We start from the raw sequence: 23,442 nt of genomic DNA, 5'->3' as shown, positions 1-23,442 counted from the left end.
CCGCCTGACAAGGCCGGCGCCGCCGTGAGGGAGTGCCTGTACGCCATGTCCTACCGCAACGACCCGTACGACCCGAAGCAGGTCGCCCTGCTCGACCCGGCCGCACTGGCCGAGGCTGTCGCCACCGCCGAGGTGGCGTTCGCCGCCGCCGCCAATCCGGATGAGCTGACCGCGCTGCGCCCGGCCCACCTCGGGGACCGGGCCCCGGCGTCGCTGGCCCGACGTGAGATCGGCGCGTTGCCGCCGGCCGCCAAGGCCGACGCCGGCAAGCGGGTCAATGAGGCCCGCCGGTCGATCGAGAGCGCCTACGCCGCGCGCGCGCAGGTACTGGAGCGGGAGCAGGCCGAGCGGATGCTGGTCGAGGAGCGGGTGGATGTCACCCTGCCCTCCGACCGGCGTCCGGCCGGGGCCCGCCACCCGGTCAGTAGTTTGATGGAGCAGATCACCGACTTCTTCGTCGGAATGGGCTACGAGGTGGCCGAGGGTCCCGAGGTCGAGTTGGAGTGGACCAACTTCGACGCGCTCAACATCCTGCCGGACCACCCGGCGCGGGGGTTGATGGACACCTTCCACGTCGCGCCGGAGCACTCCGGCATGGTGCTGCGGACCCACACCTCGCCGGTGCAGGCGCGGACGATGCTGACCCGCACGCCGCCGATCCACGTGATCTGCCCGGGCCGGGTCTACCGGACCGACGAGTTGGACGCCACTCACGCGCCGGTCTTCCACCAGGTCGAGGGCCTGGTGGTGGATCGTGGCATCACGATGGCGCACCTGCGCGGCACGCTGGACCACTTTGCCCGGGCGATGTTCGGGCCCCAGGCGCGAACCCGTTTCCGGCCGCACTACTTCCCGTTCACCGAGCCGTCGGCGGAGTTCGACGTGTGGTTCCCGGAGCACCGCAAGGGTGCGCGGTGGGTCGAGTGGGGTGGCTGCGGCATGGTGAACCCGCGGGTGTTGCGGGCCTGCGGCATCGACCCGGAGGTCTACTCCGGATTCGCCTTCGGCATGGGCATCGACCGTACGGTCATGTTCCGGCACGGCGTCGGCGACATGCGGGACCTGGTGGAGGGGGACGTCCGGTTCGCCCGGGCGTTCGGGTACGGCGCGTAGGCGCGGGCACGAGTTACGGAGACGGTGATCTGAGTCATGCGAGTTTCTGTCAGTTGGCTGCGTGAGTACGTTGACCTGCCGGCGCACCTGACCCCGGCCGACCTTGAGCAGTCCCTGGTCGGCCTCGGTCTCGAGGTGGAGTCCGTCGTGGACCTGGCCGATACGGTCACCGGGCCGCTGGTCGTCGGCGAGGTGCGGGAGATTGAGGAGCTGACCGGCTTCAAGAAGCCGATTCGCTTCTGTCGGGTGGACGTGGGGGACGCCAACGGCACCGGCGAGTTGCAGGAGATCGTCTGCGGGGCGCGCAACTTCGCGGTCGGCGACCGGGTGGTGGTGATCCTCCCCGGCGGGGTGTTGCCCGGCGACTTCACGATCGGGGCGCGCCGGACGTACGGGCGCAACTCCAAGGGCATGATCTGCTCGGCGAAGGAGCTGGGCCTGGGCGAGGACCACGCCGGCATCATCGTGCTGCCCGGCTCCAGCCCCGCCAAGCCGGGTGACGACGCCCGCCCCGTGGTGGGCCTCGACGACGTGGTGGTCGAGGTGGAGCTGACCCCGGACCGGGGTTACCAGATGTCGGTGCGGGGGATCGCCCGGGAGCTGTCGCACGCGTTCGGGGTGCCGTTTCGGGACCCGGGCCTCGCGTCCGCCCCGGCCGGCACAGAGGCGCCCGCGTACCCGGTGGAGGTGCGGGATCCGGTCGGCTGTGACCGGTTCGCGGCGCGGATGGTCCGTGGTGTCAACCCGGCCGCGCCATCGCCGGCCTGGATGGTCCAGCGGCTCACCACCGCCGGTATCCGCAGCCTCTCGTTGCCGGTCGACATCACCAACTATGTGATGCTCGAGCTGGGCCAGCCGATGCACGCCTTCGACGCTGACCGGATCACCGGCTCGCTGGTGGTCCGCCGGGCGGTGGCGGGGGAGCGGTTGACCACCCTGGACGGGGTGGCGCGCACGCTGGTCGCCGAGGACATGGTCATCTCTGACGCCGGGTTGCCGAACCCGGATCCGGCTGCTGGCGCGGACGCCGGTGTCCCGATCTCGCTCGCCGCCGTGATGGGTGGGGAGAGCAGCGAGGTGGTCGCGGAGACCAGCAACGTGTTGTTCGAGGCCGCGCACTGGGATCCGGTGATGGTGGGGCGCACGGCCCGCCGGCACCGGCTGTTCAGCGCGGCGGCCAAGCGGTGGGAGCGGGGCGTGGACCCGGCGTTGCCGTTGGTCGCCGTCGAGCGGGCGGTGCGGCTGCTGGTGGAGCATGGCGGCGGTGCGGCCGGTGCGGAGATCCTCGACATCGATCATGTGTCGGCACCGGCCCCGGTGGTCCTGCCGGCGGACCTGCCAGCCCGACGGGTCGGGGTGGCCTATTCGCCGGACCGGGTGGCTGCCCTGCTCACCGAGGTCGGCTGCACGGTCGTTGCCGGCCCGGATCGACTCGCCGCGGATCCGGGTGCGGTGGGCGTCGCCGCCGGTGACGCGGTGTCGTTCCTGGTTACCCCGCCGACCTGGCGGCCCGATCTGACCGACCCGGCCGACCTGGTCGAGGAGGTGGTTCGCCTCGACGGCTACGACCGGGTGCCGGCGGTGCTGCCGGTGGCCCCCGCCGGCCGGGGCCTGACCTGGCAGCAGCGGCGTCAGCGGGCGGTGGCCAGGATGCTCGCCGACCAGGGGTACGTGGAGGTGCTCTCCGCGCCGTTTGTGGCGGTCGAGCTGGCTGACCAGCTGGGCCTGCCGGCCGATGATGCCCGGCGGCGGGCGGTGCGGCTGGCCAACCCGCTGTCGGAGGAGGAGCCGGCGCTGCGGACGACGTTGCTCGGCCCGCTGCTCGGGGTGCTCCGGCGGAACCTGGGCCGAGGCCAGCGGGACCTCGCGCTCTACGAGATCGGTACGGTCTTCCACCCGCGGGCGGCGGCTGGCTCTCCGCCGGCGATGGGGGTGGAGCACCGGCCGTCGGACGCGGAGTTCGCCGCCGCCGACGCGGTGCTGCCGGAGCAGCCGCGGCACGTTGCCGTGGTGCTCGCCGGTGAGGTCGAGCCGGGTGGCTGGTGGGGCGAGGGACGCGCGGCGGGCTGGGCGGACGCGGTCGCGGCGGCCCGGTCGGTGCTTGCCGCCGCCGGCATTCCCGAGGACCGGGTGGCTGTGCGAGCCGCGGAGCACGCTCCCTGGCACCCCGGGCGCTGTGCGTCTCTGGTGGTGGACGGCGTGGCGGTCGGGTACGCGGGCGAGCTGCATCCGGCGGTGATCGCCGAGCTGGAGCTGCCCCGCCGTACCGCCGCGATGGAGCTGGATCTGGACGCGGTTCCGGCGGCTTCGGTACGGCAGGCCCCGGTGCTCTCGTCCTTCCCGCCCGCCCTGATCGACGTGGCGTTGGTGGTCGATGTCGACGTGCCGGTGGCCGAGGTGCAGGGGGCGCTGGTGGCGGGGGCCGGTGCGTTGTTGGAGTCGGTTCGGCTCTTTGACGTGTACGCCGGTGCGCAGCTCGGCGCGGGTCGTCGGTCGTTGGCGTACAAGTTGACCTTCCGGGCGCCGGATCGGACGCTGACGGTGGAGGAGGCGGTCGCGGCGCGGGATGCGGCGGTTGCCTGTGTCGCGGAGCGCTTCGGCGCTACTCTCCGCGGCGTGTGAGGGCAGAGGTGGCCTCTTCCCGCCGTTTGGGGTTTTCCGTCGAAGGGCCCGCGTCGCGTATCGCGACGCGGGCCCTTCCGTCGGTGGCGGCTGGTGATCTAGAACACGACCTCATCGCCATGCAATGCTTTGTATGATCATGCAGTCACTGCTAACCTTCCCTGCATTGTCATACGGAGGTAGGTATGGGGATCCGAGTTGCGGTCGCCGGCGCGAGCGGTTACGCCGGGGGTGAACTGCTGCGCCTGATCGCCGGGCACCCGGAGTTCGACCTGGTCGCCGCCACGGCGCACAGCCAGGCCGGGCACCGGCTGGACACCGTGCACCCGCAACTGACCGGGCTGGATCTGGTGCTGGCCAAGACCGACCCGGCGGCCCTGGCCGATGCCGACCTGGTCTTCCTGGCGCTGCCGCACGGTGAGTCGGCGGCGCTGGCCGCGCAGTTGCCGCCCGAGGTGCGCGTGGTTGACCTCGGTGCCGATCACCGGCTGGCCGACCCGTACGCCTGGGCCAACTACTACGGCGGCACCCACGCCGGACAGTGGACCTACGGTCTGCCCGAGCTGCCGGGTCAGCGCGAGCGGGTCGCCGCCGCGACCCGGGTGGCCAACCCCGGCTGTTACGCCAGCGCCATCATCCTGGCGCTCGCCCCGCTGATCGCCGCCGGCGCGGCCCAGCCCGCCGACGTGGTGGTGGTGGCCGCCTCCGGGACCTCGGGCGCCGGTCGCGCCGCCAAGGCACACCTGCTCGCCAGCGAGGTCATGGGGGACCTGTCGCCATACCGGGTCGGCGCGCACCAGCACGTTCCGGAGATCAAGCAGGCGACCGGGGCGACCAGCCTGTCGTTCACCCCGGTGTTGGCGCCGATGCCACGGGGGATCCTCGCGACCGTCACCGCCGTGCCCGTACGCGAGGTCGACCCGCAGGCGGTGCTCGCCGAGGCGTACGCGGACGCGCCCTTCGTGCACGTGCTCCCCGAGGGGCGGTGGCCACACACCGCCGCGACCCTCGGCTCCAACTCCTGCCACCTGCAGGCGACCGTCGACGTTGACGCCGGGCGGTTGATCGTGGTCAGCGGCCTGGACAACCTCGGTCGGGGCGCGGCCGGCCAGGCGGTGCAGAACGCCAACATCATGCTCGGCCTGCCGGAGGCCACCGGCCTCTCCGTCTGGGGGGTCACCCCGTGAGCGTCACGACTCCCCGTGGATTCCGGGCGGCCGGGGTGCCCGCCGGGCTCAGGGAGGGCGGGGTGGCCGACGTCGCCCTGGTCGTCAACGACGGCCCGCACGCCGGGGCGGCCGGTGTCTTCACCGCCAACCGGGTGAAGGCCGCGCCGGTGCTCTGGACCCAGCAGGTCGTCCAGGGCGGTCTGGTTCGCGTCGCGATCCTCAACACGGGCGGCGCCAACGCCTGCACCGGCCCCGGTGGCTTCCAGGACACCCACGCCACCGCGGAGCACACCGCGGCGGTACTGACCGCCGTCACCCCCGGGTTGGACCTCGGCGCGGGCGAGGTGGCCGTCTGTTCCACCGGTCTGATCGGCGAGCGGCTGCCCATGGACCGGCTCCTGCCCGGGGTGGGGTCGGCGGTCGAGGCGCTGAGCCAGGACGGCGGACCGGCCGCCGCCGAGGCCATCATGACCACCGACTCCCGGCCGAAGAACGCGGTCGGGCACGGCGCGGGCTTCACCGTCGGTGGGATGGCCAAGGGTGCGGGCATGCTCGCGCCGGCGATGGCCACGATGCTCAGCGTGCTCACCACCGACGCGGTCGCCGACCCGGAGACCCTGGACGCGGCGCTGCGGGCCGCCTGCCGGGTCACCTTCGACCGGATCGACTCGGACGGGTGCATGTCCACCAACGACACGGTGCTGCTGCTGGCCAGCGGTGCGAGCGGCGTCACGCCCACCGAGGCCGAGCTGACCGCCGTGGTCACCGCCGTCGCGCACGACCTCGCGCAGCAGCTCGTCGCCGACGCCGAGGGCGCCACCAAGCAGATCACGATCGACGTGGTCGGCGCGGCGAGCGAGGACGACGCGGTCGAGGTGGGCCGGAGCGTGGCCCGGAACAACCTGGTCAAGACCGCGCTGTTCGGCAACGACCCGAACTGGGGGCGCATCCTCGCCGCCGTCGGCACCACCACCGCGGCGTTCGAGCCGGAGCGGGTCGACGTGGCGGTGAACGGGGTGTGGGTGTGCCGCGGCGGCGCCGCCGCCGAGGACCGTTCCAAGGTCGACCTCGGGGGCGTGGACGTGACGATCTGCATCGACCTGGGGGCGGGCGCGGCCGCGGCGACGATCTGGACCAACGACCTGTCCCACGGGTACGTGCACGAGAACTCGGCGTACTCGTCGTGAGCACGAGGATCGCCGCGTGGCGCGGCACCGCGATCGGAGACGGAAGGCAGGTTCGGGCATGAGCTACACCGCGGATCTCACCGGCGCCCAGGCCAAGGCCGCCACCCTGATCGAGGCGCTGCCGTGGCTGGCCCGGTTCGCGGGCTCGACCGTCGTGGTCAAGTATGGCGGCAACGCCATGACCGATCCGGAGCTGCGGCGGGCGTTCGCCGCGGACATGGTCTTTCTCCGCCACGCCGGTCTGAAGCCGGTCGTGGTGCACGGCGGCGGCCCGCAGATCTCGGCGATGCTGGATCGCCTCGGCATCGACAGTGAGTTCCGGGGTGGGCTGCGGGTCACCACGCCCGAGGTGATGGACGTGGTCCGGATGGTGCTCCTGGGGCAGGTCGGCCGGGAACTGGTCGGGTTGATCAACGCGCACGGTCCGTTCGCGATGGGGCTCTCCGGCGAGGACGCGGGTCTGTTCACCGCGGTCCGACGCCCGGCGTACGTCAATGGGCGGCCGGTCGACATCGGCCAGGTCGGCGACGTGGAGTCGGCGGACATCTCGGCGGTGACCGACCTGCTCGAGGCTGGCCGGATCCCGGTGCTCTCGACGGTGGCCCCGGATGCGGACGGTGTGCCGCACAACCTCAACGCGGACACCGCCGCGGCGGCGTTGGCGATCGCGTTACGGGCGCGCAAGCTGGTCGTCCTGACCGATGTGCCGGGCCTGTACGCCAACTGGCCGGACCGGTCCAGCCTGATCGGTGAGGTCACCGCGAACGAGCTGGCGAAGCTGCTGCCGTCCCTGGAGTCGGGGATGGTTCCCAAGATGGAGGCCTGCCTGCGGGCGGTGCGCGGGGGCGTGCCCGCCGCGCACGTCGTGGACGGGCGGGTCGCGCACTCGACCCTGTTGGAGATCTTTACCTCGGAAGGCTTCGGAACCATGGTGATTCCCGGATGAGCCCGCTCCGTGACCGCTGGCAAGATTCCATGATGGACAACTACGGCACTCCGCCGCTCGCACTGGTCGGCGGGGCCGGTGCCGTGGTGGTCGACGACACCGGCCGGGAGTACGTGGACCTGCTCGGCGGCATCGCCGTCAACACCCTGGGCCACGCCCACCCGGCGGTGGTCTCCGCCGTCTCCAAGCAGGTCGCCACGCTGGGGCACGTGTCGAACCTGTACACCGCCGAGCCGCCGGTGGCCCTGGCCGAGCTGCTGCTCGCCCTCGCCGGTCGACCGGGACGGGTCTTCTTCGCCAACTCGGGTGCCGAAGCGAACGAGACGGCGTTCAAGATCTCCCGGCTCACCGGGCGGACCGAGGTCGTCGCGACCCGGGGCGGCTTCCACGGCCGCACCATGGGGGCGCTGGCGCTCACCGGCCAGCCGGCCAAGGCCGACCCGTTCCGTCCGTTGCCCACCACCGTCACCCACGTCGACTACGGCGACAGCGCCGCGCTGGCGGCGGCCGTCACCGACGCGACCGCGATGGTGATCCTGGAGCCGATCCAGGGGGAGAACGGCATCGTCGTACCGCCGGCCGGCTACCTCGCCGAGGCCCGCCGGATCACCGCCGAGCACGGCGCCCTGCTGGTGCTCGACGAGGTGCAGACCGGGATCGGCCGTACCGGGCACTGGTTCGCCCACCAGGCCGAGGGCATCGAACCGGACGTGGTGACGCTCGCCAAGGGGCTCGGCGGTGGCCTGCCGCTCGGCGCCTGCATCGCCTTCGGGCCCGCGGCCGACCTGCTGCGCCCCGGCTCCCACGGCACCACCTTCGGGGGAAACCCGATCAGCTGCGCCGCCGGGCTGGCGGTGCTGTCCACGATCGCCGGCACCGGGCTGCTCGACCACGTCGAGCGGGTCGGAGAGCGGATACGCCGGGGTGTCCAGGCGCTCCACCATCCCCTGGTCGCCGAGGTGCGGGGCGCCGGCCTGCTGCTCGGGATCGTGCTGACCGCGCCGGTCGCGGCGGTCGCCGTCGAGGCGCTGCGGGAGGCGGGCTTCCTGGCCAACGCGGTGCAGCCGGGTGTCATCCGGCTCGCCCCACCGCTGATTCTCACCGCCGACCAGGCCGACGCCTTCCTGGCCGCCCTGCCGGCGGCCCTCGACGCCGCCAGCCCGACCCCGGCCGACCTCGACGCGACCCGCGCCGCCGCCGACCCGACCCCGGCCGCCGCGCCAACGGGACCGGGTAACGCCAACCCGCCGGCCCAACCGGCCAGAATTCCGACCCCGACCACCCCAACCACGACGGAGGCCAGGGCATGATCCGGCACTTCCTGCGGGACGACGACCTCACTCCCGCCGAACAGGCGACCGTGCTCGACCTGGCCGCCGGCATGAAGGCGGACCGCTTCGGGTACCGCCCCCTGGCCGGCCCGCGAGCGGTGGCGGTGCTCTTCGACAAGCCGAGCCTGCGGACCCGGATGTCCTTCGACGTCGGCATCGCCGAGCTGGGCGGACATCCGCTGGTGGTGGACAGCCAGGTGACCCACCTCGGCCGGGGCGAGACCCTCGCCGACGCCGGACGGGTGCTGTCCCGCTACGTGGCGGCGATCGTGCTGCGGACCCACGGGGACGAGCGGATCGCCGAGATCGCCGCGCACGCGACCGTGCCGGTGGTCAACGCGCTCACCGACACGTACCACCCGTGCCAGCTCCTGGCCGACCTGCTCACCGTCCGCGAGTACCTCGGCGGTACCGCCGGGCGGACGCTGGCGTACCTGGGCGACACGGCGAACAACATGTGCCATTCGTACCTGCTGGCCGGCGCCGCCGCCGGCATGCACGTCCGGATCGCCGGGCCCGCCGGGTTCAGCCCGGACCCAGGGGTGCTGGCCCGGGCGGAGAAGATCGCCGCCGGCACCGGCGGGTCGGTGCGTACCGGCATCGACCCGGTGGCGGCGGTCCGCGACGCCGACGCCGTCGCCACCGACACCTGGACCTCGATGGGGCAGGAGTCCGACGGGCTGGACCGGGTCACCCCGTTCCGCCCGTACCAGGTCAACACGGCGCTGCTCGCACACGCCGCGCCGCACGCGATCGTGCTGCACTGCCTCCCCGCGCACCGCGGCGACGAGATCACCGACGAGGTGCTCGACGGCCCGCAGAGCGCCGTCTTCGACCAGGCGGAGAACCGGCTGCACGCCCAGAAGGCGCTGCTGACATTCCTCCTCGGCCCGGACGCGCCGGCGTCGGGCGGCCACACCGGGCAGCGCGCATGAGCGGCCCGCTGACCCGTGCCGCCCGGCACGCCCGCATCGTCGAACTGATCCGGGACAAGGCGATCCACTCGCAGACCGAGCTGGGCGACCTGCTGGCGGGGGAGGGCATCCAGGCCACCCAGGCGACCCTCTCCCGGGACCTCAAGGAACTCGGCGCGGTCACCGTGCGCGGTGGCGACGGCCGCGGCGTCTACCTGATCCCGGAGGACGGCCAGCGTCCGTTGCGGGAGGCCGAGACCGCGCCGGCGCGTCTCGTGCGCCTGCTGCGCGAGCTGCTCAACGGGGTGGACGCCAGCGGCAACATCGCCGTGCTCCGTACCCCACCGGGTGCGGCCCAGTACCTGGCCAGCGCGTTGGACCGCGCCGGCCTGCCCGAGGTCGTCGGCACGATCGCCGGCGACGACACCATCCTCGTCGTGGCCCGCGAGGCCGACGGCGGAGCCGCGCTCGGCGACCAACTCGCCGGCTGGGCCCGCCGCGAAGACAACGTTGAAAGGAGCATCACATCATGACTGAGCGGGTCGTTCTGGCGTACTCCGGAGGGCTGGACACCTCCGTCGCGATCCCGTACCTGGCCGAGCAGACCGGCGCCGAGGTGATCGCCGTGGCGGTCGACGTCGGGCAGGGCGGTGAGGACCTGGAGGTGATCCGGCAGCGGGCGCTCGACTGCGGGGCCGCGGAGTCCGAGGTGGTCGACGCGCGCGACGAGTTCGCCGCCGAGTACTGCCTGCCCGCGGTCCGGGCTAACTCCCTCTACCAGGGCCGGTACCCGCTGGTCTCCGCCCTGTCCCGGCCGCTGATCGTCAAGCACCTGGTGACCGCGGCCCGCAAGCACGGCGGCACCATCGTGTCGCACGGCTGCACCGGCAAGGGCAACGACCAGGTCCGCTTCGAGGTCGGCCTGGGGGCGCTCGCCCCGGACCTGCGGATCATCGCGCCGGCCCGGGACTACGCCTGGACCCGGGACAAGGCGATCGCGTTCGCCGAGGAGAAGGGGCTGCCGATCGACGTGTCGGCGAAGTCGCCCTACTCGATCGACCAGAACCTGTGGGGCCGGGCCGTCGAGACCGGCTTCCTGGAAGACATCTGGAACCCGCCGATCGAGGACCTGTACTCCTACACCGCCGACCCGGCCCAGCCGCGGGACGCGGACGAGGTCGTCATCACCTTCGACGCCGGCAACCCGGTCGCGATCGACGGGGAGACGGTCACCCCGTACCAGGCGATCGTGGAGCTGAACCGGCGTGCCGGCGCGCAGGGCGTCGGCCGGCTGGACATGGTCGAGGACCGGCTCGTCGGGATCAAGAGCCGCGAGGTGTACGAGGCGCCGGGCGCGATCGCGCTGATCACCGCCCACCAGGAGCTGGAGGCGGTCACCGTCGAGCGCGACCTGGCCCGGTTCAAGCGGAGCGTGGACCAGCGCTGGGGCGAGCTGGTCTACGACGGCCTGTGGTTCTCCCCGCTGAAGGACGCGTTGGACGCCTTCGTCGACGACTCGCAGCAGCACGTCTCCGGCGAGGTACGGCTCACCCTGCACGCCGGCCGGGTCACCGTCACCGGCCGGCGGTCCGAGGCCAGCCTGTACGACTTCGGCATGGCCACCTACGACACCGGTGACACCTTCGACCAGTCCCTCGCCAAGGGGTTCGTGCAGCTGTGGGGCCTGCCCAGCAAGATGTCGGCGGAGCGGGACGCCCGGCTGGGTGGGGCGCGGTGAGCGCTGCCACAATGGGCGGGGTGGACGACAAGAGCCTGACCGAGAACAGCGCAGCCACCAACCGGACCAGCCTGTGGGGAGCCCGCTTCGCCGGCGGCCCGGCCGAGGCACTCGCCCGGCTGTCGGTGAGTGTGCAGTTCGACTGGCGGCTCGCCCCCTACGACCTCGCGGGGTCCCGGGCGCACGCCCGGGTCCTGGCCGGCGCCGGCCTGCTGGACGCCGAGGAGCTGGGGCAGATCCTGGCCGCCCTGGACGATCTGGAGGCCGCCTGCGCCGCCGGCACGTTCCGGCCCACCGTCGACGACGAGGACGTGCACACCGCCCTGGAGCGGGGGCTGCTGGAGCGGCTCGGCCGACTCGGCGGCAAGCTGCGCGCCGGCCGCTCCCGCAACGACCAGGTCGCCACGGACCTGCGGCTCTACCTGCGTGACCACGCCCGGGGCGTGGCCGCTCGACTGGTCGAGCTGGCCGAGGCGTTGGTCGAGCAGGCCGGGCGGCACGTGGACACCGCGACGCCGGGCATGACCCACCTGCAGCCCGCCCAGCCGGTCACCTTCGGGCACTGGCTGCTCGCCCATGTGCAGCCGCTGCTGCGCGACCTACAGCGGCTGCGCGACTGGGACCACCGCGCGGCGATCAGTCCACTCGGAGCCGGCGCCCTCGCCGGCTCCGGCCTGCCGCTGGACCCGGTGGCGGTCGCCCGGGAGTTGGGCTTCCGGACGTCCTTCGCCAACTCGATGGACGCCGTCGCCGACCGGGACTTCGTCGCCGAGTTCCTCTTCACCACCGCGCTGATCGGCGTGCACCTGTCCCGCCTCGGCGAAGAGGTGGTGCTGTGGACGTCGCCGGAGTTCGGTTGGGTGGAGCTGGATGACGCCTTCGCCACCGGCTCGTCGATCATGCCGCAGAAGAAGAACGCGGACATCGCCGAGTTGGCCCGAGGCAAGTCCGGCCGGCTCGTCGGGGGCCTGGTGGGCGTACTCACCATGCTCAAGGGCCTGCCGATGACCTACGACCGGGACATGCAGGAGGACAAGGAGCCCGCCTTCGACGCGGTGGACACGCTGGAGCTGCTCCTGCCGGCCCTCGCGGGGATGATCTCCACGATGACGGTACGGGCCGACCGGCTGGTCGCCGCGGCGCCGGAGGGCTTCTCGCTCGCCACCGAGGTGGCCGACTGGCTGGTCCGCCGTGGGGTGCCGTTCCGCGAGGCGCACGAGATCACCGGCCGGTTGGTGGCGCTCTGCGTGGCCCGGGACTGCGCGCTCGACGAGGTCTCCGACGCCGACCTCGCCGCGGTCAGCGAGCACCTCGACCCGTCGGTCCGGGACGTGCTGTCGGTCCGGAGCGCGCTCGCCGCCCGCACCACCCCGGGCTCCACCGGCCCGGGTCCGGTCGCCGAGCAGCTCGCCGCCGCCGCCGACCAGCTCGTTGGCTGGCGGGAGTGGGCCGCCGAACAGGTCGTTCCCCGCTGACCGGTTCACCTGACCAGGTCATTGACGGGCGGCGGGTGGCGGCCCAACGCCAGACGCGGCTGACCAGCGCGGCATACGCGATGCCGAGCGCGAGCGACGCGGCGAGGGCGACCAGCGGCAGCTCCCGCAGGTGCGGGTAGACCTGCCAGTGGGTCACGTAGATGTAGAGCGAGCTGCCGGCGAGGACTCCCGCCACCTTGTTCAGCACGCCCAGGCTGGGCACGGTCGGCAGCCAGGTCAGTAACGCGAAGCCGGCCACGATCAGGGTTTCGCGGGCCGGCTGCCCGAAGAAGCCCGGCACGGTGGCCACCGCGGCGAGCGTGACCAACAGTCGCTGCCATACCCCCTCGGCTCGGGCGGCCGCCCAGCCGAGCGTGAACAGCCAGCCGGCCACGAGCGCCGCCGGCAGGTCATGGCCCGCCTCGAGGCCGAGGACGTCGTACCGACCGAGCAGCGCGACCGCGGTCAGCCCCAGCGGAAACGCGAACGGGTACCGCCGCTCCCAGCGGTCGACCCGGCGCAGGCCGAGGAGGGCGGACAGCGCCACCAGAAGGTAGACCACCGTCTCGATAAACCAGAAGTGCCAGCCGTGTGGGGCGTCGTCGGGCCGCAGGATGCTGTTGGCCAGCAGTAGGGTGCTCAGTCGGTACTGGTCGTCGAAGAGCATCACCGCACCGATCCACGCCACCGTGGGCAGCACGATGCGCAGCAGGCTGACGCCGATCTGCCGTAGCCGCTCTCCCCGCCCGGCGGTGGTGAGCTGGAACCGGGCGAAGTTGAAGCCGGCCACCGCGAGCAGGAGGTGTGCCCCACCGGTGATGGTGAACATCGGGATGTGTGAGCCGACGATCAGCACGATCGCCGCCGCCCGCAGCGCCACACTGGTCTCCAGCGAACGCCGCCGACGTGGCCGGGGAGCGCGTCCGGGAGCTGCGCTGGATCGGCGCAGGTCTGCGATCGGCAGGGTGTGCCAGTCCGCCGGCAGGTCACCCAGCTCCCGCTCCAACCGCACCGACATCTCGACGTACGACAGGGAGTCCCCGCCGAGGTCGACGAAGCTGCGATCGGGCGTGACATCGGTGCGGTCGAGCACCTCCGCGTACAGCGTGCAGAGGTCGCCGGCCGGCGCCGCCGGCGGCGCCGCGCTCTCGGCGGCGAGCTCACGCAGCGTCGCCAGGTCGGGCTTGCCGGAGGCGAGCCGGGGCAACTCGGCCAGGGGGAGCACCCGCACGGCCCGCGGCGGCAGCCCCACCTCACCGGCGACCAGGAGGCGTACCCGGCGTGGGTCTTCGGCGCCGACGGTCGCCACGATCAGTTCGTCGTCACCGCCGATGCAGCTGGCGGTGACATCGTGCGCGGACAGCAGCGCCTCGACTTGCTGCGGGTCAACCCGTAGCCCGAGAATCTTGGCGAACTGGCTACGGCGGCCGACGATCTCCCACACTCCGGCTGCGGTACGCCGAGCCAGGTCCCCGGTGTGCAGCTCGTCCACGGTGCGGCCCAGCGCCAGATCGGCGGGAGAGTGGGCGTAGCCGAGCATGACGTTCGGGCCGGCGTAAACCAGCTCGCCGACCTCCGGGTCCGGATGGTCGGCGACCGGGGCGAGCCGGAAGTCGCCGCCGGGCACCGGTACCCCGATCGCCGTCGGGTGGTCGAAGGCGAGGTCCGGTGGGAGGTACGCCATCCGCGCGGTCGCCTCGGTCTGCCCGTACATGACGAAGAAGTCCCAGCCCGCGCCCCGACCCAGCTCGGCGTACTGACGCACCCGCTCCGGTGCGAGTCGACCACCGGCCTGGGTGACGTATCGCAGGTGTGGCAGGTCCATGGCGGCGAAACCGACCCGGTCCAGCAGGTCGAAGGTGTACGGCACTCCGGCGAGGGTGGTGGCCCGGGCCTCCCGGAACAGCTCCCAGAAGCAGGTGTCGGCGACCGACAGGTCGGTCAACACCAGCGCGGCGCCCCGGGCCAGGTGGCTGTTGACCACTGACAGGCCGTAGCAGTAGTGCAGTGGCAGGCTGGTGGCCGCCCGGTCGGTGTCGCGGATGCCCAGGTACTCGCCGATCGCCTCCGCGTTGGCCTGCAGGTTGGTGTGGGAGAGCCGGACCAGCTTCGGGGAGCCGGTCGACCCGGAGGTGGAGAGCAGCAGGGCCAGGTCGGGGTGCAGGTCATGCGCGGAGGTGGCGCGGCGGTGCTCGATCCGCCAGCCCTCGTCGGCGCCGCTGACCAGCACGTCCGGGTCGTACGTCTCGATCAGGCCGGCGAGCGCCGAGGCCCGGTCTTCGGGTACCAACAGGACCGGGTGACCCGCGTGCATCGCGGCCAGGTACGTCACCAGCGAGTCGACCGTGTTCGCGCCGACGACCAGCACGAGCCGTCGCCCCACGCCAAGCTGCTCGGCGGTTCGCGCGACCCGAGCGGCGAGGTCGGTGTATGAGATCTCCCCGTCCCGGGTAACGATCGCGGTGCGCTCGCCATGCGTTGCCAGGTCGCGGACGAACGGCACCTGCACGGCCGGGAACAGGGCGGATGCGGAAGTCACGAGCATCGACTCTAAGGTAAGGCTGGCCTAATCCATAGTTCTGGCGACCCGCATCACCCCGGGATAGGGTCGCAGCCGTGGATGATCTCGCGCGACTAGCCGTCCTGCTCGGCGGACCGGTGGTGCCGGCGGCGCGCGGCCTGCTCGGCGCCCAGCTCCGCGCCGGCGAGGTCACCCTCCGCATCACCGAGGTCGAGGCGTACGCGGGCACCGCCCAGGACCCGGCCTCACACGCCCACCGGGGGCGCACTCCGCGCAACGCGGCGATGTTCGGCCCATCCGGGCATGTCTATGTCTACTTCACGTATGGCATGCATTGGGCCTTGAATGTGGTGACCGGCCCAGAGGGGGAGGCCGCGGCGGTGCTGGTGCGGGCGGGAGAAGTGATCGCCGGCCACGCCCCGGCCCGGTCCCGCCGTCAGACGGCGCGATCCGACCGGGACCTCGCCCGGGGGCCGGCCCGGCTCTGCGCCGCACTGGGCGTCGACCGCTCGGCATACGGGCGGTACCTGCTCGGCGACGGCCCGATCCGACTGCGTCCACCCCTCGAACCAGTGCCGGAAACGGCCGTAGCGGCCGGGCCACGGGTCGGCGTCACCGGTGCGCACGACGTGCCGTGGCGGTTCTGGCTGGCCGGCGACCCGACCGTCAGCGCCTATCGCCGCCACATACCCCGGCGCCGGCCCGCTCGCCCCAGCGCCTGAGCAGCTTCGCCTGGTAGCGCTGCCGGAGGGCCGCATCGATCTGGGTTAGCAGCGGCTCAGCATGGTGCATGTCGAGCCGCAGAACGGTACGGGGAGGTGGGCCGTTCGGGGCCCCGGGGACGCCGGATGGTCCGCTGGCCAAGGCCTTCTGGTGGACTGCAGTTATCTGTACCTGTGGGCTTTGGGGCCTTGTCCGAGGACGCCCACAGTAGCTGAAGCTTCTAGCGCAAAGGCCCAACTCCCTGCGAGTCGGGCCTTTGCGCTGACGATGGGTCAGTGTTGCTCGGGCAACTGCGCGACGAATGCCTGCCACGCCTGGGGGTTGAAACGGAGGCTGCCACCATCTCGGTCCTTGGTGTCCCGTACGAACACGACGCCGGGAAGGTTGTTTGCCACCTCCACGCAAGATCCGCCGTTAGCACCCGAGTAAGTCGACTTGTGCCACTTGGCACCTGTCATGTCCATGTCTGCGCCGCTTTCTTGATGACTTCGAGTGACTGTCTATGTGAGAGGCTTTCACTTCGAACTACCTCCCAGACGCGGTGGAGAGTAGCAAGTCGATCCGGCTGGTTCACCACCCGTGCCTCGACCTGGTGGTCCAGGTGCGCCGCCACGCTCCCGTCCTCAATTGTCGCCAGGATGAATCCTCCCTGTAGGCCAGGGTAGATGCCTGCCTCCTCGGGAACTACGAGGACCTGCACGTGCGGTAGCGCCGCCAGCTTGATCACGCGTTCGATTTGATCTTCCATTACCTCTGGCCGTCCGGCAATCTGCCGGCGCAAGACCATTACGTCCACGACCGCCACGAGGTGCGTTGGCGTACTGCTGGTTAGGGCAGATTGTCGCTCTAGCCGGGATGCGACACGTTCCTCAACCTCGTCCGCCGTCAGAAGGCCGTTACTCAAGGTTGCTCGCGCGTACGCCTCCGTCTGGAGGATGCCGGGCACATAGGCAGGCTCGTACCACCGCAGCAACGTCGCCTCGCGCTCGACCACCAGCCACTCACGTAGCCAGACGGGCGTAGCGTCACCTCGTACCAGCTCGTCCCATATGGTTACAAAGTGGTCACCCAGATCTAGCGCTTTATCCATATCGGCTAGGTATTCACGCGTTGGGGCCTTAGAGCCGGTCTCTATCGCGCTCACTTGCGAGTCCGACAGAAAAAGCCTCTCACCTAGCTGCGCCTGAGTTAGCCCTGCTGCGGTACGTCGCCGCCGTAGCTCACGCAACAGGTACTCGGAGGGTGAAACAGCCACGGATTCCATGCCTCTCCACAGTCTGAAAGATCAATTCCCTGCCGTGCTTCGAACGACTGCCGCTCTCCGCAATCGGGCGTGAGGTGTTCCGAGAGTAGTCGGTCAACGCCCATGGTGGAACCAGACGGCGTAAGCCGGTGGAGGTATCCGAGCCCGCCGGAGGCGCTGTCGGGCCGCTCCCGTATTCCGCGGGTGCGGGAGCGGTCTATCAACATCCACTCACGTCCGGGAGTCTGCCTTGCCAGTCACAGCCGAACAGCTATCAGTTGGGAAAATCGGGACCGCGTTCAGCTATTCGATCAACCACAACCGACCGAAGGATGCTGTGCCGGAGAAGGATCCAGGGCATCCGCTGAGTGCGGAAACTCGCGGTCGTGCGGTGGGTCGTGCGCGGGTGCACTACACCTCGTACCCGAGTATCGATGTACTTGAGGCTGTGCTCACCGGATTGAGGAGGCTGTGATGGCCGACGACGACCCGCCCGTTGACCGGCGCGCACATCCCGACCCGTACGGCACGCCGCCGTTGCCCGATGGCGACCGGGTGCGGCCGCGCACACCGAGCCCGCCCCCGCCGCCCGCCACCACCCGGCACCAGCTGATCGCGGCGCTCATCCTGGTCATCATCGTGGCGGCCATCGTGCTCCGGGTGCTGCGATGACCAGCCCGAGGCTCCCTCGCCCGAATCCGGGACGTTCGGTCGCCGACCGGACACACCTACCCATGCGTCCCCTGTGGGGTTGCGGCACCTGCCGGGCCGAGTGGCCCTGCCCGGCGGCCAGAGCCGCCCTTCTGATCGAGTACCGCGGAAACCTGGTGGCCTTGCGTGTGTATCTGAGCGCATTGATGACCGAGGCGGATGCACAACTTTCGCAGGTGAATCGAGCGTCCGACCTCTATCGTCGCTTCCTCGCGTGGGTCTGATGAGAGCCACCCGACCGCATTGGTGAAGACCCTGGTCAAGCCACGGTGACCAGGCCGGCTTCGTAAGCGGCAATGACCAGTTGGACCCGATCTCTGGCGGCTGAGAGGCTGAGCAGGCGGGTGACGGGCCCACTGCGCCCGGACCGGTCAGCGTCCTCGACCGTACGCGTGCGCCACGAGCACCGGGCAGTGGGCGTGCTGCACCAGGGACTGGCTGACCGAGCCGAGCAGCATCCCGGTGAATCCGCCTCGTCCCCGGGTCCCCACGACGATCAGGGCAGCGTCCCGGCTTGCGTCGATCAATGCCTGGTCCGGCTTCTCCGCCCGCAGCTGGCGGGCGGTCACCGTCAGCCCCGGGTGGCTGCCGCGCACCGACGCCACCGCGGTGTCCAGCACCTCCGTGGCGTCGGTCGCGCCGGGGGTGTGCACGTGCACCAGCACCAGCTCGGCCTGCTGCCGGGTGGCCTCGTCGGCGGACTGCCCGACCGCGACCTCCGCCGACTCCGACCCGTCCACCGCGACCAGCACCGGTCCGCCCACCTCGATCGGCCTATCGGTGGGCCGGACCACCAGTACCGGGCTGTGCGCGTGCGCTGTGACCTGCGAACCGACCGCGCCGAGCAGCAGCCCGGCGAAGCCGCCGTGACCCCGGCTACCCACCACGACCAGTTCCGCCCGGCGGGACTCCTCAATCAGCGTGGCTCCCGGCCCGCCGGCGACCTGCCGTACCTGGATGGTCAGCCCGGGCCAGCGGTCGGCCAGCTCGGCCGCGGCCCGTTCCAGCATCGACTGCGCGTCGTCGTTCGGGGCCGGAACCCCAAACTCGTACGGGTTGATGGGAACCCCGAACCCGGACGGGTGCAGGTAGCCGTGCACCAGGTGCAGCGGTCGCGACCGCTGCACCGCGGCGCGGGCGGCGTGCTCCGCCGCCACCAGGCTCGGTGGCGAGCCATCCACCCCTACCACCACGGGTCGGTTCATCAGCATCCCTTTCAGCCTCTGTCGGCATATTGTCCCCTGGACCGGTGTGGCAGGCCCGGTGTTGCGAGCAACGACGTCAACGGGATCGTGGCGTTCACCGGGGCGTGGCCGAACCGGCGGGAGGCCGCCGCTTCCGCGGCGGTGCAGTCAGCCGGTAGCGGGTCGGACGATGGCCAGCGGGCTGTGCCCGTGATGCAGGACGGCGTGGCTGACCGAGCCGAGCAGCAGCCCGCCGAGGGCACCGCGCCCGTGTGCGCCGACGACCACCAGCTGCGCGCTCTTCGACGCCTCTACCAGCACCCGCGCCGGAGCCCCACGCACGACCCGGTGCCGCACCTGCACCTGCGGATACCGTTCGGCGAAACCGGCGAGCGACTCGGCGAGGGTCCGCTCCTCCTCGCCCTCGACGGCGTCCAGGTCGTAGACCAGGGGCAGGATGTCCCCCGGGCCGACGGGGGTGGGGAAGAGCCAGGCGTGCAGGGCTACCAGCGGAGCGTCCCGGCGGGCCGCTTCCTCGAATGCGAAGGCGACCGCCTCGGTGGACAGCTGCGAACCATCGACACCCACCACAACCGGACCGTCCGCGCGTGGCTCACCTCGGACGACCAGCACCGGGCTGGTCGCCCGGGCAGCGACCTGCACGGTGACCGAGCCGAGCAGCAGCCCGGCGAAGCCGCCGAGACCCCGGTGGCCGAGCACCGTCAGCACCGCTTCCCGCGCCTCCTCGACCAGCACCGGAGTGGGCGCCCCGTCCACCACGACGCCAGTGATCCGCAGGTCGGGGGAGATCTTGCGGGCCTGTTCCACCGCTTCCCGCACATACTCGTCGGCCTGGTTGCGCAGCCCGGCGGTGACCGGGGCGCCGGGAACCGGGGTCAACGGGGTCCCGGTCAACGGCCAGATGAAGGCGTGCACCACCCGGAGCGGGCGCTGCCGGTACTCCGCCTCGAGCACCGCTACCCGGACCGCGTCCAACGCGGCGGCAGAACCGTCCACACCCACCACGACCGGGGCGCCGGCGTTGCTCGTCATAATGTCTGCCCTCCTTCGGCTCGTTCACCTTCAGCCTGCCGGGCCGGCCGCGGCCCAATCAGGGGCGGTCGGCCCAAGCCTGGGGCCAATGGTCCTTCGCTCGGCGGCCTCGGCCGGAGCTACTATCGCGCGATGCCCACCGATCTGCGCCTGCGCCCCGTACTCGACAGTGATCTGCCGTTGTTCTTCACCCACCAGCAGGATGCCGAGGCCAACTGGATGGCGGCGTTCGGCCCGGCCGACCCCGCCGACCGCACCGCGTTCGACGCGCACTGGACGCGGATCCGCGCCGATCCGACGGTGGTGTCGCGGACGGTGGTGGTTGGTGATGAGGTGGTAGGCCACGTGAATGTCTTCCCCGCCGACGGACGCACCGAGGTCAGCTACTGGATCGATCCGGGTCGCTGGGGTCAGGGGTACGCGACCGGTGCGCTCGTCGTCCTGCTCGGTGAGTTGCCCCGCCGGCCCGTGCACGCCCGGGTGGCCAAGGACAACCGGGCCTCCCTGGCCGTGCTGCGCAAGTGCGGCTTCGTCGTCACCGGCGAGGACCAGGGGTATGCCCCAGGGCGGGGCGTCGAGGTCCAGGAGTGGATCCTGGAGCTCACTGACCCCGCCCCCGCACCCGCGCGGAGCTGAGGTACTACCCTCGCCGAGGTGAACTGGCTGGAACTGATCGGCTGGGCCGGCTCTGCGGTGCTGGTCTGGTCGCTACTGCAGACCGCTATCCTCCGGCTGCGCGCCCTGAACCTGGTCGGGTGCGTCGTGTTGATCGGCTACAACGCGGCGATCCCGGTATGGCCGATGGTTGGCCTGAACGTCGTGCTGGCCGGCATCAACGTGTGGTACCTGCGCGGCATGCTGGCGACCCGCCACGACACCGCGACCTACCAGGTGGTTGAGGTGGGCGTTGACGACCAGTTCCTGGCCCACACGCTGCGGGTGCACGCCGCCGACATCGCCCGGTTCAACCCCGGTTTCACCTGGCACCGAGGCGGGGAGCGGTCCGCGTTCCTGGTCGTCAAGGCCGATGAGGTGGTCGGGGTGGTGCTGGCGCACGCGGAGCCGGGTGGGGTGGCCCAGGTCGACCTCGACTATGTCACCCAGCGGTTCCGGGACTTCACTCCGGGCGAGTTCGTGTACCGGCGTAGCCGCCTCTTCACCGCCAAGGGCTTCCGGCAGGTCGTCACCCCGCCCGGCATGGTCGCCCCCTACTATCACCGGCTCGGCTTCCGCCGGGAGGGCGACGCGTACGTGCTGGACCTTCCCGCCGCCGCCTAGCGCGCGGCCACCGGCTGCGGCTATCCGGTCGCGGACAGGTTCTGTAGCCGGACCTGGCCGCGTGCCACCAGCCGGTCATCGCTGTCGGTGATCTCCACCTGCCACAGCTGCTGACTGCGGCCCCGGTGGACCGGGGTGCCCACAGCGGTCAACTCACCCGACCGGACTGCCCGCAGGAAGTCGGTCTGGTTCGACACGCCGACGACCTGCCCCCGGTCGCCCAGCCAGGCGGCCCCGCCGACACTCGCCGCTGTCTCGACCACCGAGCAGTAGACACCGCCGTGCTGGATGCCGTACGGCTGGTGTAGCTCGGGACGGACCTGCCAGCGGAGGACCACCCGGTCGGCGCTGACCTCCTCGTAGCGCAGCCCCAGCAGGCCCACGAAGCCGCCGGTCAGATCTGGATCGTCCACGGCATAGCCCTTCGTCATTGCGGGGCGGCCAGCATAGCGGGCCGGTAATCCCGATCGCCGGGCCGGCTGGTCATGGGGGAGAATCGGAGACTGTGACCGACACCAGCCCCCCGCCGGCAGAGCGGGACACACTCTTCGACGACCTGCGGTGGCGTGGCCTGATCCAGGACTCCACCGGCCTCGACGAGCTGCGCGCGCTGCTCGACGGCCCGGGAGCGGCCTTCTACGTGGGCTTCGACCCGACCGCGTCGAGCCTGCACGTCGGTCACCTCATGCAGGTCATCACCGCCCGGCGGCTCCAACTCGCCGGCCACCGGCCGCTGCTGCTGGTAGGCGGGGCGACCGGGCAGATCGGTGACCCGAAGGAGAGCGCCGAGCGGGTTCTCAACCCGCCCGAGGTGGTGGCGGGATGGGTGGCCCGGATCAGGAACCAGCTGGCCCCCTTCGTGTCGTACCAGGGCGCGAACGCGGCACAGCTGGTCAACAACCTGGACTGGACCGGCGAGATGTCGGTGGTGGAGTTCCTGCGGGATGTCGGCAAACACTTCCCGGTCAACCGGATGCTGGCGCGCGAGGTGGTGCGGGCCCGACTGGAGAGCGGGGTCAGCTTCACCGAGTTCAGCTACCAGCTGCTCCAGGCCAACGACTTCTTCGAACTGCATCGACGCCACGGGTGTCAGCTCCAGTTCGGCGGCTCCGACCAGTGGGGCAACATCACCGCTGGCGTCGACTTCATCCGTCGCCGGGGCGCGGGGCCGGTGGAGGCGTTCACCACGCCGTTGGTCACCAAGTCGGACGGTACGAAGTTCGGCAAGACCGAGGGTGAGGCGATCTGGCTCGACTCGGAGCTGACCAGTCCCTACGCGTTCTACCAGTTCTGGGTCAATGCGGACGACCGCGATGTCGCCCACTACCTGCGCTACTTCAGCTTCCGTCCCCGGGCCGAGCTGGAGGCCCTGGAGAAGGAGGCGGCGGAGCGACCCGCCGCACGCGTCGCCCAGCGGGCGCTCGCCGAGGAGCTGACCACCCTGGTGCATGGCGAGCGGGAAATGGCCCAGGTGGTCGCCGCGAGTCAGGCGTTGTTCGGTCGGGGGTCGCTGGCGGAGCTCTCGCCCGCGACCCTGCGCGCCGCCCTGACCGAGGCGGGCCTGGTCCACCTCGACGAGCTACCCGACGTGGTCGGGCTACTCAAAGAGTCTGGCCTGGTGCCGAGCAACAAGGAAGCCCGTCGGGTGATCGCCGAGGGGGGTGCCTACCTGAACAACAACCGGGTGTCCTCGACGGACGCGGTCGTCACTCCGGCGGACCTGTTGCACGGCCGCTACCTGGTCCTGCGTCGGGGGAAGCGTTCCTTCGCCGGTGTTGAGCTGCGAAAATAGCCAGATCCTGATGATGTGACCGGGGACGCGTCCGGCGGATTTGACGGTAGCTCCGTCGGACGCGTAACTTTCTCTCTGCCAGCGCGGAACGGACGAAACGGGGCGGTCGCCCCGAGCGGCCGGAGTGCTGGAAACGACCTCTCGGACTGACCAAGCCTCACGGCTTGGATGGTTCGCTTGGGCGGTGCCCCAGACTCGCCGGTAGGCGGATTTGGCGAGGCGAAACCGACCGGGTAAGGTTAGCCGCCGGCAGGAGCCGGGCGCGCTAGCGGGAAACCGCAAGCGGCCGGTCTGCCGAAATCATGACGAAGGCGACGGACAGTCGGCGACGTTGTGGTGCCCAAAAGTGGCTGAAAGCCGACAGATCGCAGCAAAGCGGTTTGACACGGCAGAAACCACCGGGTAAAGTAGTAAAAGTGCCTGGCGCGAGAGTGGCGGGCTG

Annotated in this window: 22 protein-coding genes and 2 pseudogenes; 17 read left to right on the top strand and 7 right to left on the bottom strand. The window is 71.3% G+C overall.

From position 1 onward, the window contains the following. The first annotated feature begins 45 nt into the window (after nucleotides 1–45). The 10 genes and pseudogenes from pheS to argH form a co-directional block, all read left to right on the top strand. Complete coding sequence (gene pheS, locus AC1UKG_RS12015) at nucleotides 46–1,113, top strand: phenylalanine--tRNA ligase subunit alpha (RefSeq protein WP_018744031.1); 1,068 nt, start codon at nucleotides 46–48, stop codon at nucleotides 1,111–1,113. A gap of 36 nt (nucleotides 1,114–1,149) precedes the next feature. After that, nucleotides 1,150–3,735 (top strand): phenylalanine--tRNA ligase subunit beta, encoded by a 2,586-nt coding sequence (pheT, locus tag AC1UKG_RS12010; RefSeq protein ID WP_482642909.1) that lies wholly within the window; start codon nucleotides 1,150–1,152, stop codon nucleotides 3,733–3,735. Nucleotides 3,736–3,920: 185 nt separating this feature from the next. Further along, nucleotides 3,921–4,922 carry an N-acetyl-gamma-glutamyl-phosphate reductase gene (gene argC / locus AC1UKG_RS12005; protein WP_018744033.1) on the top strand — a complete coding sequence of 334 codons (1,002 nt, stop codon included), beginning with the start codon at nucleotides 3,921–3,923 and terminating at the stop codon, nucleotides 4,920–4,922. Further along, nucleotides 4,919–6,091, top strand: a complete 1,173-nt coding sequence (gene argJ / locus AC1UKG_RS12000) for a bifunctional glutamate N-acetyltransferase/amino-acid acetyltransferase ArgJ (RefSeq protein WP_482642908.1) — start codon at nucleotides 4,919–4,921, stop codon at nucleotides 6,089–6,091. Before argC ends, argJ begins: the two co-directional genes overlap by 4 nt. A 58-nt stretch (nucleotides 6,092–6,149) precedes the next feature. Then, nucleotides 6,150–7,037 (top strand): acetylglutamate kinase, encoded by an 888-nt coding sequence (gene argB / locus AC1UKG_RS11995; RefSeq protein ID WP_018744035.1) that lies wholly within the window; start codon nucleotides 6,150–6,152, stop codon nucleotides 7,035–7,037. Continuing rightward, nucleotides 7,034–8,347, top strand: coding sequence for an acetylornithine transaminase (locus AC1UKG_RS11990; RefSeq protein ID WP_482642907.1), 1,314 nt, complete (start codon nucleotides 7,034–7,036; stop codon nucleotides 8,345–8,347). Before argB ends, AC1UKG_RS11990 begins: the two co-directional genes overlap by 4 nt. Beyond that, complete coding sequence (gene argF / locus AC1UKG_RS11985) at nucleotides 8,344–9,303, top strand: ornithine carbamoyltransferase (RefSeq protein ID WP_018744037.1); 960 nt, start codon at nucleotides 8,344–8,346, stop codon at nucleotides 9,301–9,303. Before AC1UKG_RS11990 ends, argF begins: the two co-directional genes overlap by 4 nt. Beyond that, nucleotides 9,300–9,815 (top strand): arginine repressor, encoded by a 516-nt coding sequence (locus AC1UKG_RS11980; RefSeq protein WP_018744038.1) that lies wholly within the window; start codon nucleotides 9,300–9,302, stop codon nucleotides 9,813–9,815. Before argF ends, AC1UKG_RS11980 begins: the two co-directional genes overlap by 4 nt. After that, the gene (locus tag AC1UKG_RS11975; RefSeq protein ID WP_018744039.1) at nucleotides 9,812–11,020 is read left to right on the top strand and encodes an argininosuccinate synthase; all 1,209 of its coding nucleotides are present in this window, start codon (nucleotides 9,812–9,814) and stop codon (nucleotides 11,018–11,020) included. Before AC1UKG_RS11980 ends, AC1UKG_RS11975 begins: the two co-directional genes overlap by 4 nt. Nucleotides 11,021–11,031: 11 nt before the next feature. Then, nucleotides 11,032–12,390, top strand: a pseudogene (argH, locus tag AC1UKG_RS11970) (argininosuccinate lyase); the annotation flags it as partial. Here the strand turns inward: argH and AC1UKG_RS11965 are convergent. After that, the gene (locus AC1UKG_RS11965) at nucleotides 12,320–15,040 is read right to left on the bottom strand and encodes an AMP-binding protein (RefSeq protein ID WP_018814027.1); all 2,721 of its coding nucleotides are present in this window, start codon (nucleotides 15,038–15,040) and stop codon (nucleotides 12,320–12,322) included. The pseudogene argH and the gene AC1UKG_RS11965 sit on opposite strands and share 71 nt — an antisense overlap. Before the next feature lie 71 nt (nucleotides 15,041–15,111). On the opposite strand from AC1UKG_RS11965, the gene AC1UKG_RS11960 reads away from it, so the two are divergent. Then, nucleotides 15,112–15,738, top strand: a complete 627-nt coding sequence (locus AC1UKG_RS11960) for a DNA-3-methyladenine glycosylase (RefSeq protein ID WP_482642906.1) — start codon at nucleotides 15,112–15,114, stop codon at nucleotides 15,736–15,738. A 273-nt stretch (nucleotides 15,739–16,011) separates the two neighbouring features. Here AC1UKG_RS11960 and AC1UKG_RS11955 read toward each other — a convergent pair whose 3' ends face one another. Both AC1UKG_RS11955 and AC1UKG_RS11950 read right to left on the bottom strand, forming a co-directional pair. Then, nucleotides 16,012–16,197, bottom strand: a complete 186-nt coding sequence (locus AC1UKG_RS11955) for a DUF397 domain-containing protein (protein WP_025617771.1) — start codon at nucleotides 16,195–16,197, stop codon at nucleotides 16,012–16,014. Next, a complete protein-coding gene (locus tag AC1UKG_RS11950; RefSeq protein ID WP_482642905.1) occupies nucleotides 16,194–17,003 on the bottom strand; it encodes a helix-turn-helix domain-containing protein in 810 nt (269 codons plus the stop codon). The genes AC1UKG_RS11955 and AC1UKG_RS11950 overlap by 4 nt, the downstream gene beginning before the upstream one ends. A 229-nt stretch (nucleotides 17,004–17,232) precedes the next feature. On the opposite strand from AC1UKG_RS11950, the gene AC1UKG_RS11945 reads away from it, so the two are divergent. Genes AC1UKG_RS11945 through AC1UKG_RS11935 form a run of 3 tightly spaced genes read left to right on the top strand, consistent with a single transcriptional unit; the run spans nucleotide 17,233 to nucleotide 17,917 of the window. Further along, a complete protein-coding gene (locus AC1UKG_RS11945) occupies nucleotides 17,233–17,457 on the top strand; it encodes a hypothetical protein (protein WP_475889201.1) in 225 nt (74 codons plus the stop codon). Further along, nucleotides 17,457–17,654: a hypothetical protein gene (locus AC1UKG_RS11940; protein WP_018744052.1), complete on the top strand. Its 198-nt coding sequence runs from the start codon at nucleotides 17,457–17,459 to the stop codon at nucleotides 17,652–17,654. Before AC1UKG_RS11945 ends, AC1UKG_RS11940 begins: the two co-directional genes overlap by 1 nt. Continuing rightward, complete coding sequence (locus AC1UKG_RS11935) at nucleotides 17,651–17,917, top strand: flavin reductase (RefSeq protein ID WP_080644674.1); 267 nt, start codon at nucleotides 17,651–17,653, stop codon at nucleotides 17,915–17,917. The genes AC1UKG_RS11940 and AC1UKG_RS11935 overlap by 4 nt, the downstream gene beginning before the upstream one ends. Nucleotides 17,918–17,952: 35 nt before the next feature. Here the strand turns inward: AC1UKG_RS11935 and AC1UKG_RS11930 are convergent. The 3 genes and pseudogenes from AC1UKG_RS11930 to AC1UKG_RS11920 form a co-directional block, all read right to left on the bottom strand. Continuing rightward, a pseudogene (locus AC1UKG_RS11930) lies at nucleotides 17,953–18,042 on the bottom strand (DNA-binding response regulator); the annotation flags it as partial. A gap of 22 nt (nucleotides 18,043–18,064) precedes the next feature. Next, nucleotides 18,065–18,904, bottom strand: a complete 840-nt coding sequence (locus tag AC1UKG_RS11925; protein ID WP_018744054.1) for a universal stress protein — start codon at nucleotides 18,902–18,904, stop codon at nucleotides 18,065–18,067. A 141-nt stretch (nucleotides 18,905–19,045) separates the two neighbouring features. After that, nucleotides 19,046–19,930, bottom strand: coding sequence for a universal stress protein (locus tag AC1UKG_RS11920; protein ID WP_018744055.1), 885 nt, complete (start codon nucleotides 19,928–19,930; stop codon nucleotides 19,046–19,048). Between the two features lie 132 nt (nucleotides 19,931–20,062). On the opposite strand from AC1UKG_RS11920, the gene AC1UKG_RS11915 reads away from it, so the two are divergent. Continuing rightward, nucleotides 20,063–20,566, top strand: a complete 504-nt coding sequence (locus AC1UKG_RS11915; protein WP_018735502.1) for a GNAT family N-acetyltransferase — start codon at nucleotides 20,063–20,065, stop codon at nucleotides 20,564–20,566. 18 nt (nucleotides 20,567–20,584) lie between these two features. Then, nucleotides 20,585–21,208 carry a hypothetical protein gene (locus AC1UKG_RS11910; protein WP_018744056.1) on the top strand — a complete coding sequence of 208 codons (624 nt, stop codon included), beginning with the start codon at nucleotides 20,585–20,587 and terminating at the stop codon, nucleotides 21,206–21,208. 20 nt (nucleotides 21,209–21,228) lie between these two features. Here AC1UKG_RS11910 and AC1UKG_RS11905 read toward each other — a convergent pair whose 3' ends face one another. Then, the gene (locus AC1UKG_RS11905; RefSeq protein ID WP_018814023.1) at nucleotides 21,229–21,639 is read right to left on the bottom strand and encodes a PaaI family thioesterase; all 411 of its coding nucleotides are present in this window, start codon (nucleotides 21,637–21,639) and stop codon (nucleotides 21,229–21,231) included. A gap of 74 nt (nucleotides 21,640–21,713) precedes the next feature. On the opposite strand from AC1UKG_RS11905, the gene tyrS reads away from it, so the two are divergent. Beyond that, nucleotides 21,714–23,000, top strand: a complete 1,287-nt coding sequence (gene tyrS / locus AC1UKG_RS11900; RefSeq protein ID WP_018744058.1) for a tyrosine--tRNA ligase — start codon at nucleotides 21,714–21,716, stop codon at nucleotides 22,998–23,000. Nucleotides 23,001–23,442: the final 442 nt, after the last annotated feature.

The organism is Salinispora sp. CH2A1_6, from assembly GCF_056820975.1.
Note: the sequence above shows the minus strand (reverse complement) of the source record. Positions and strands in the feature narration are given on the sequence as shown.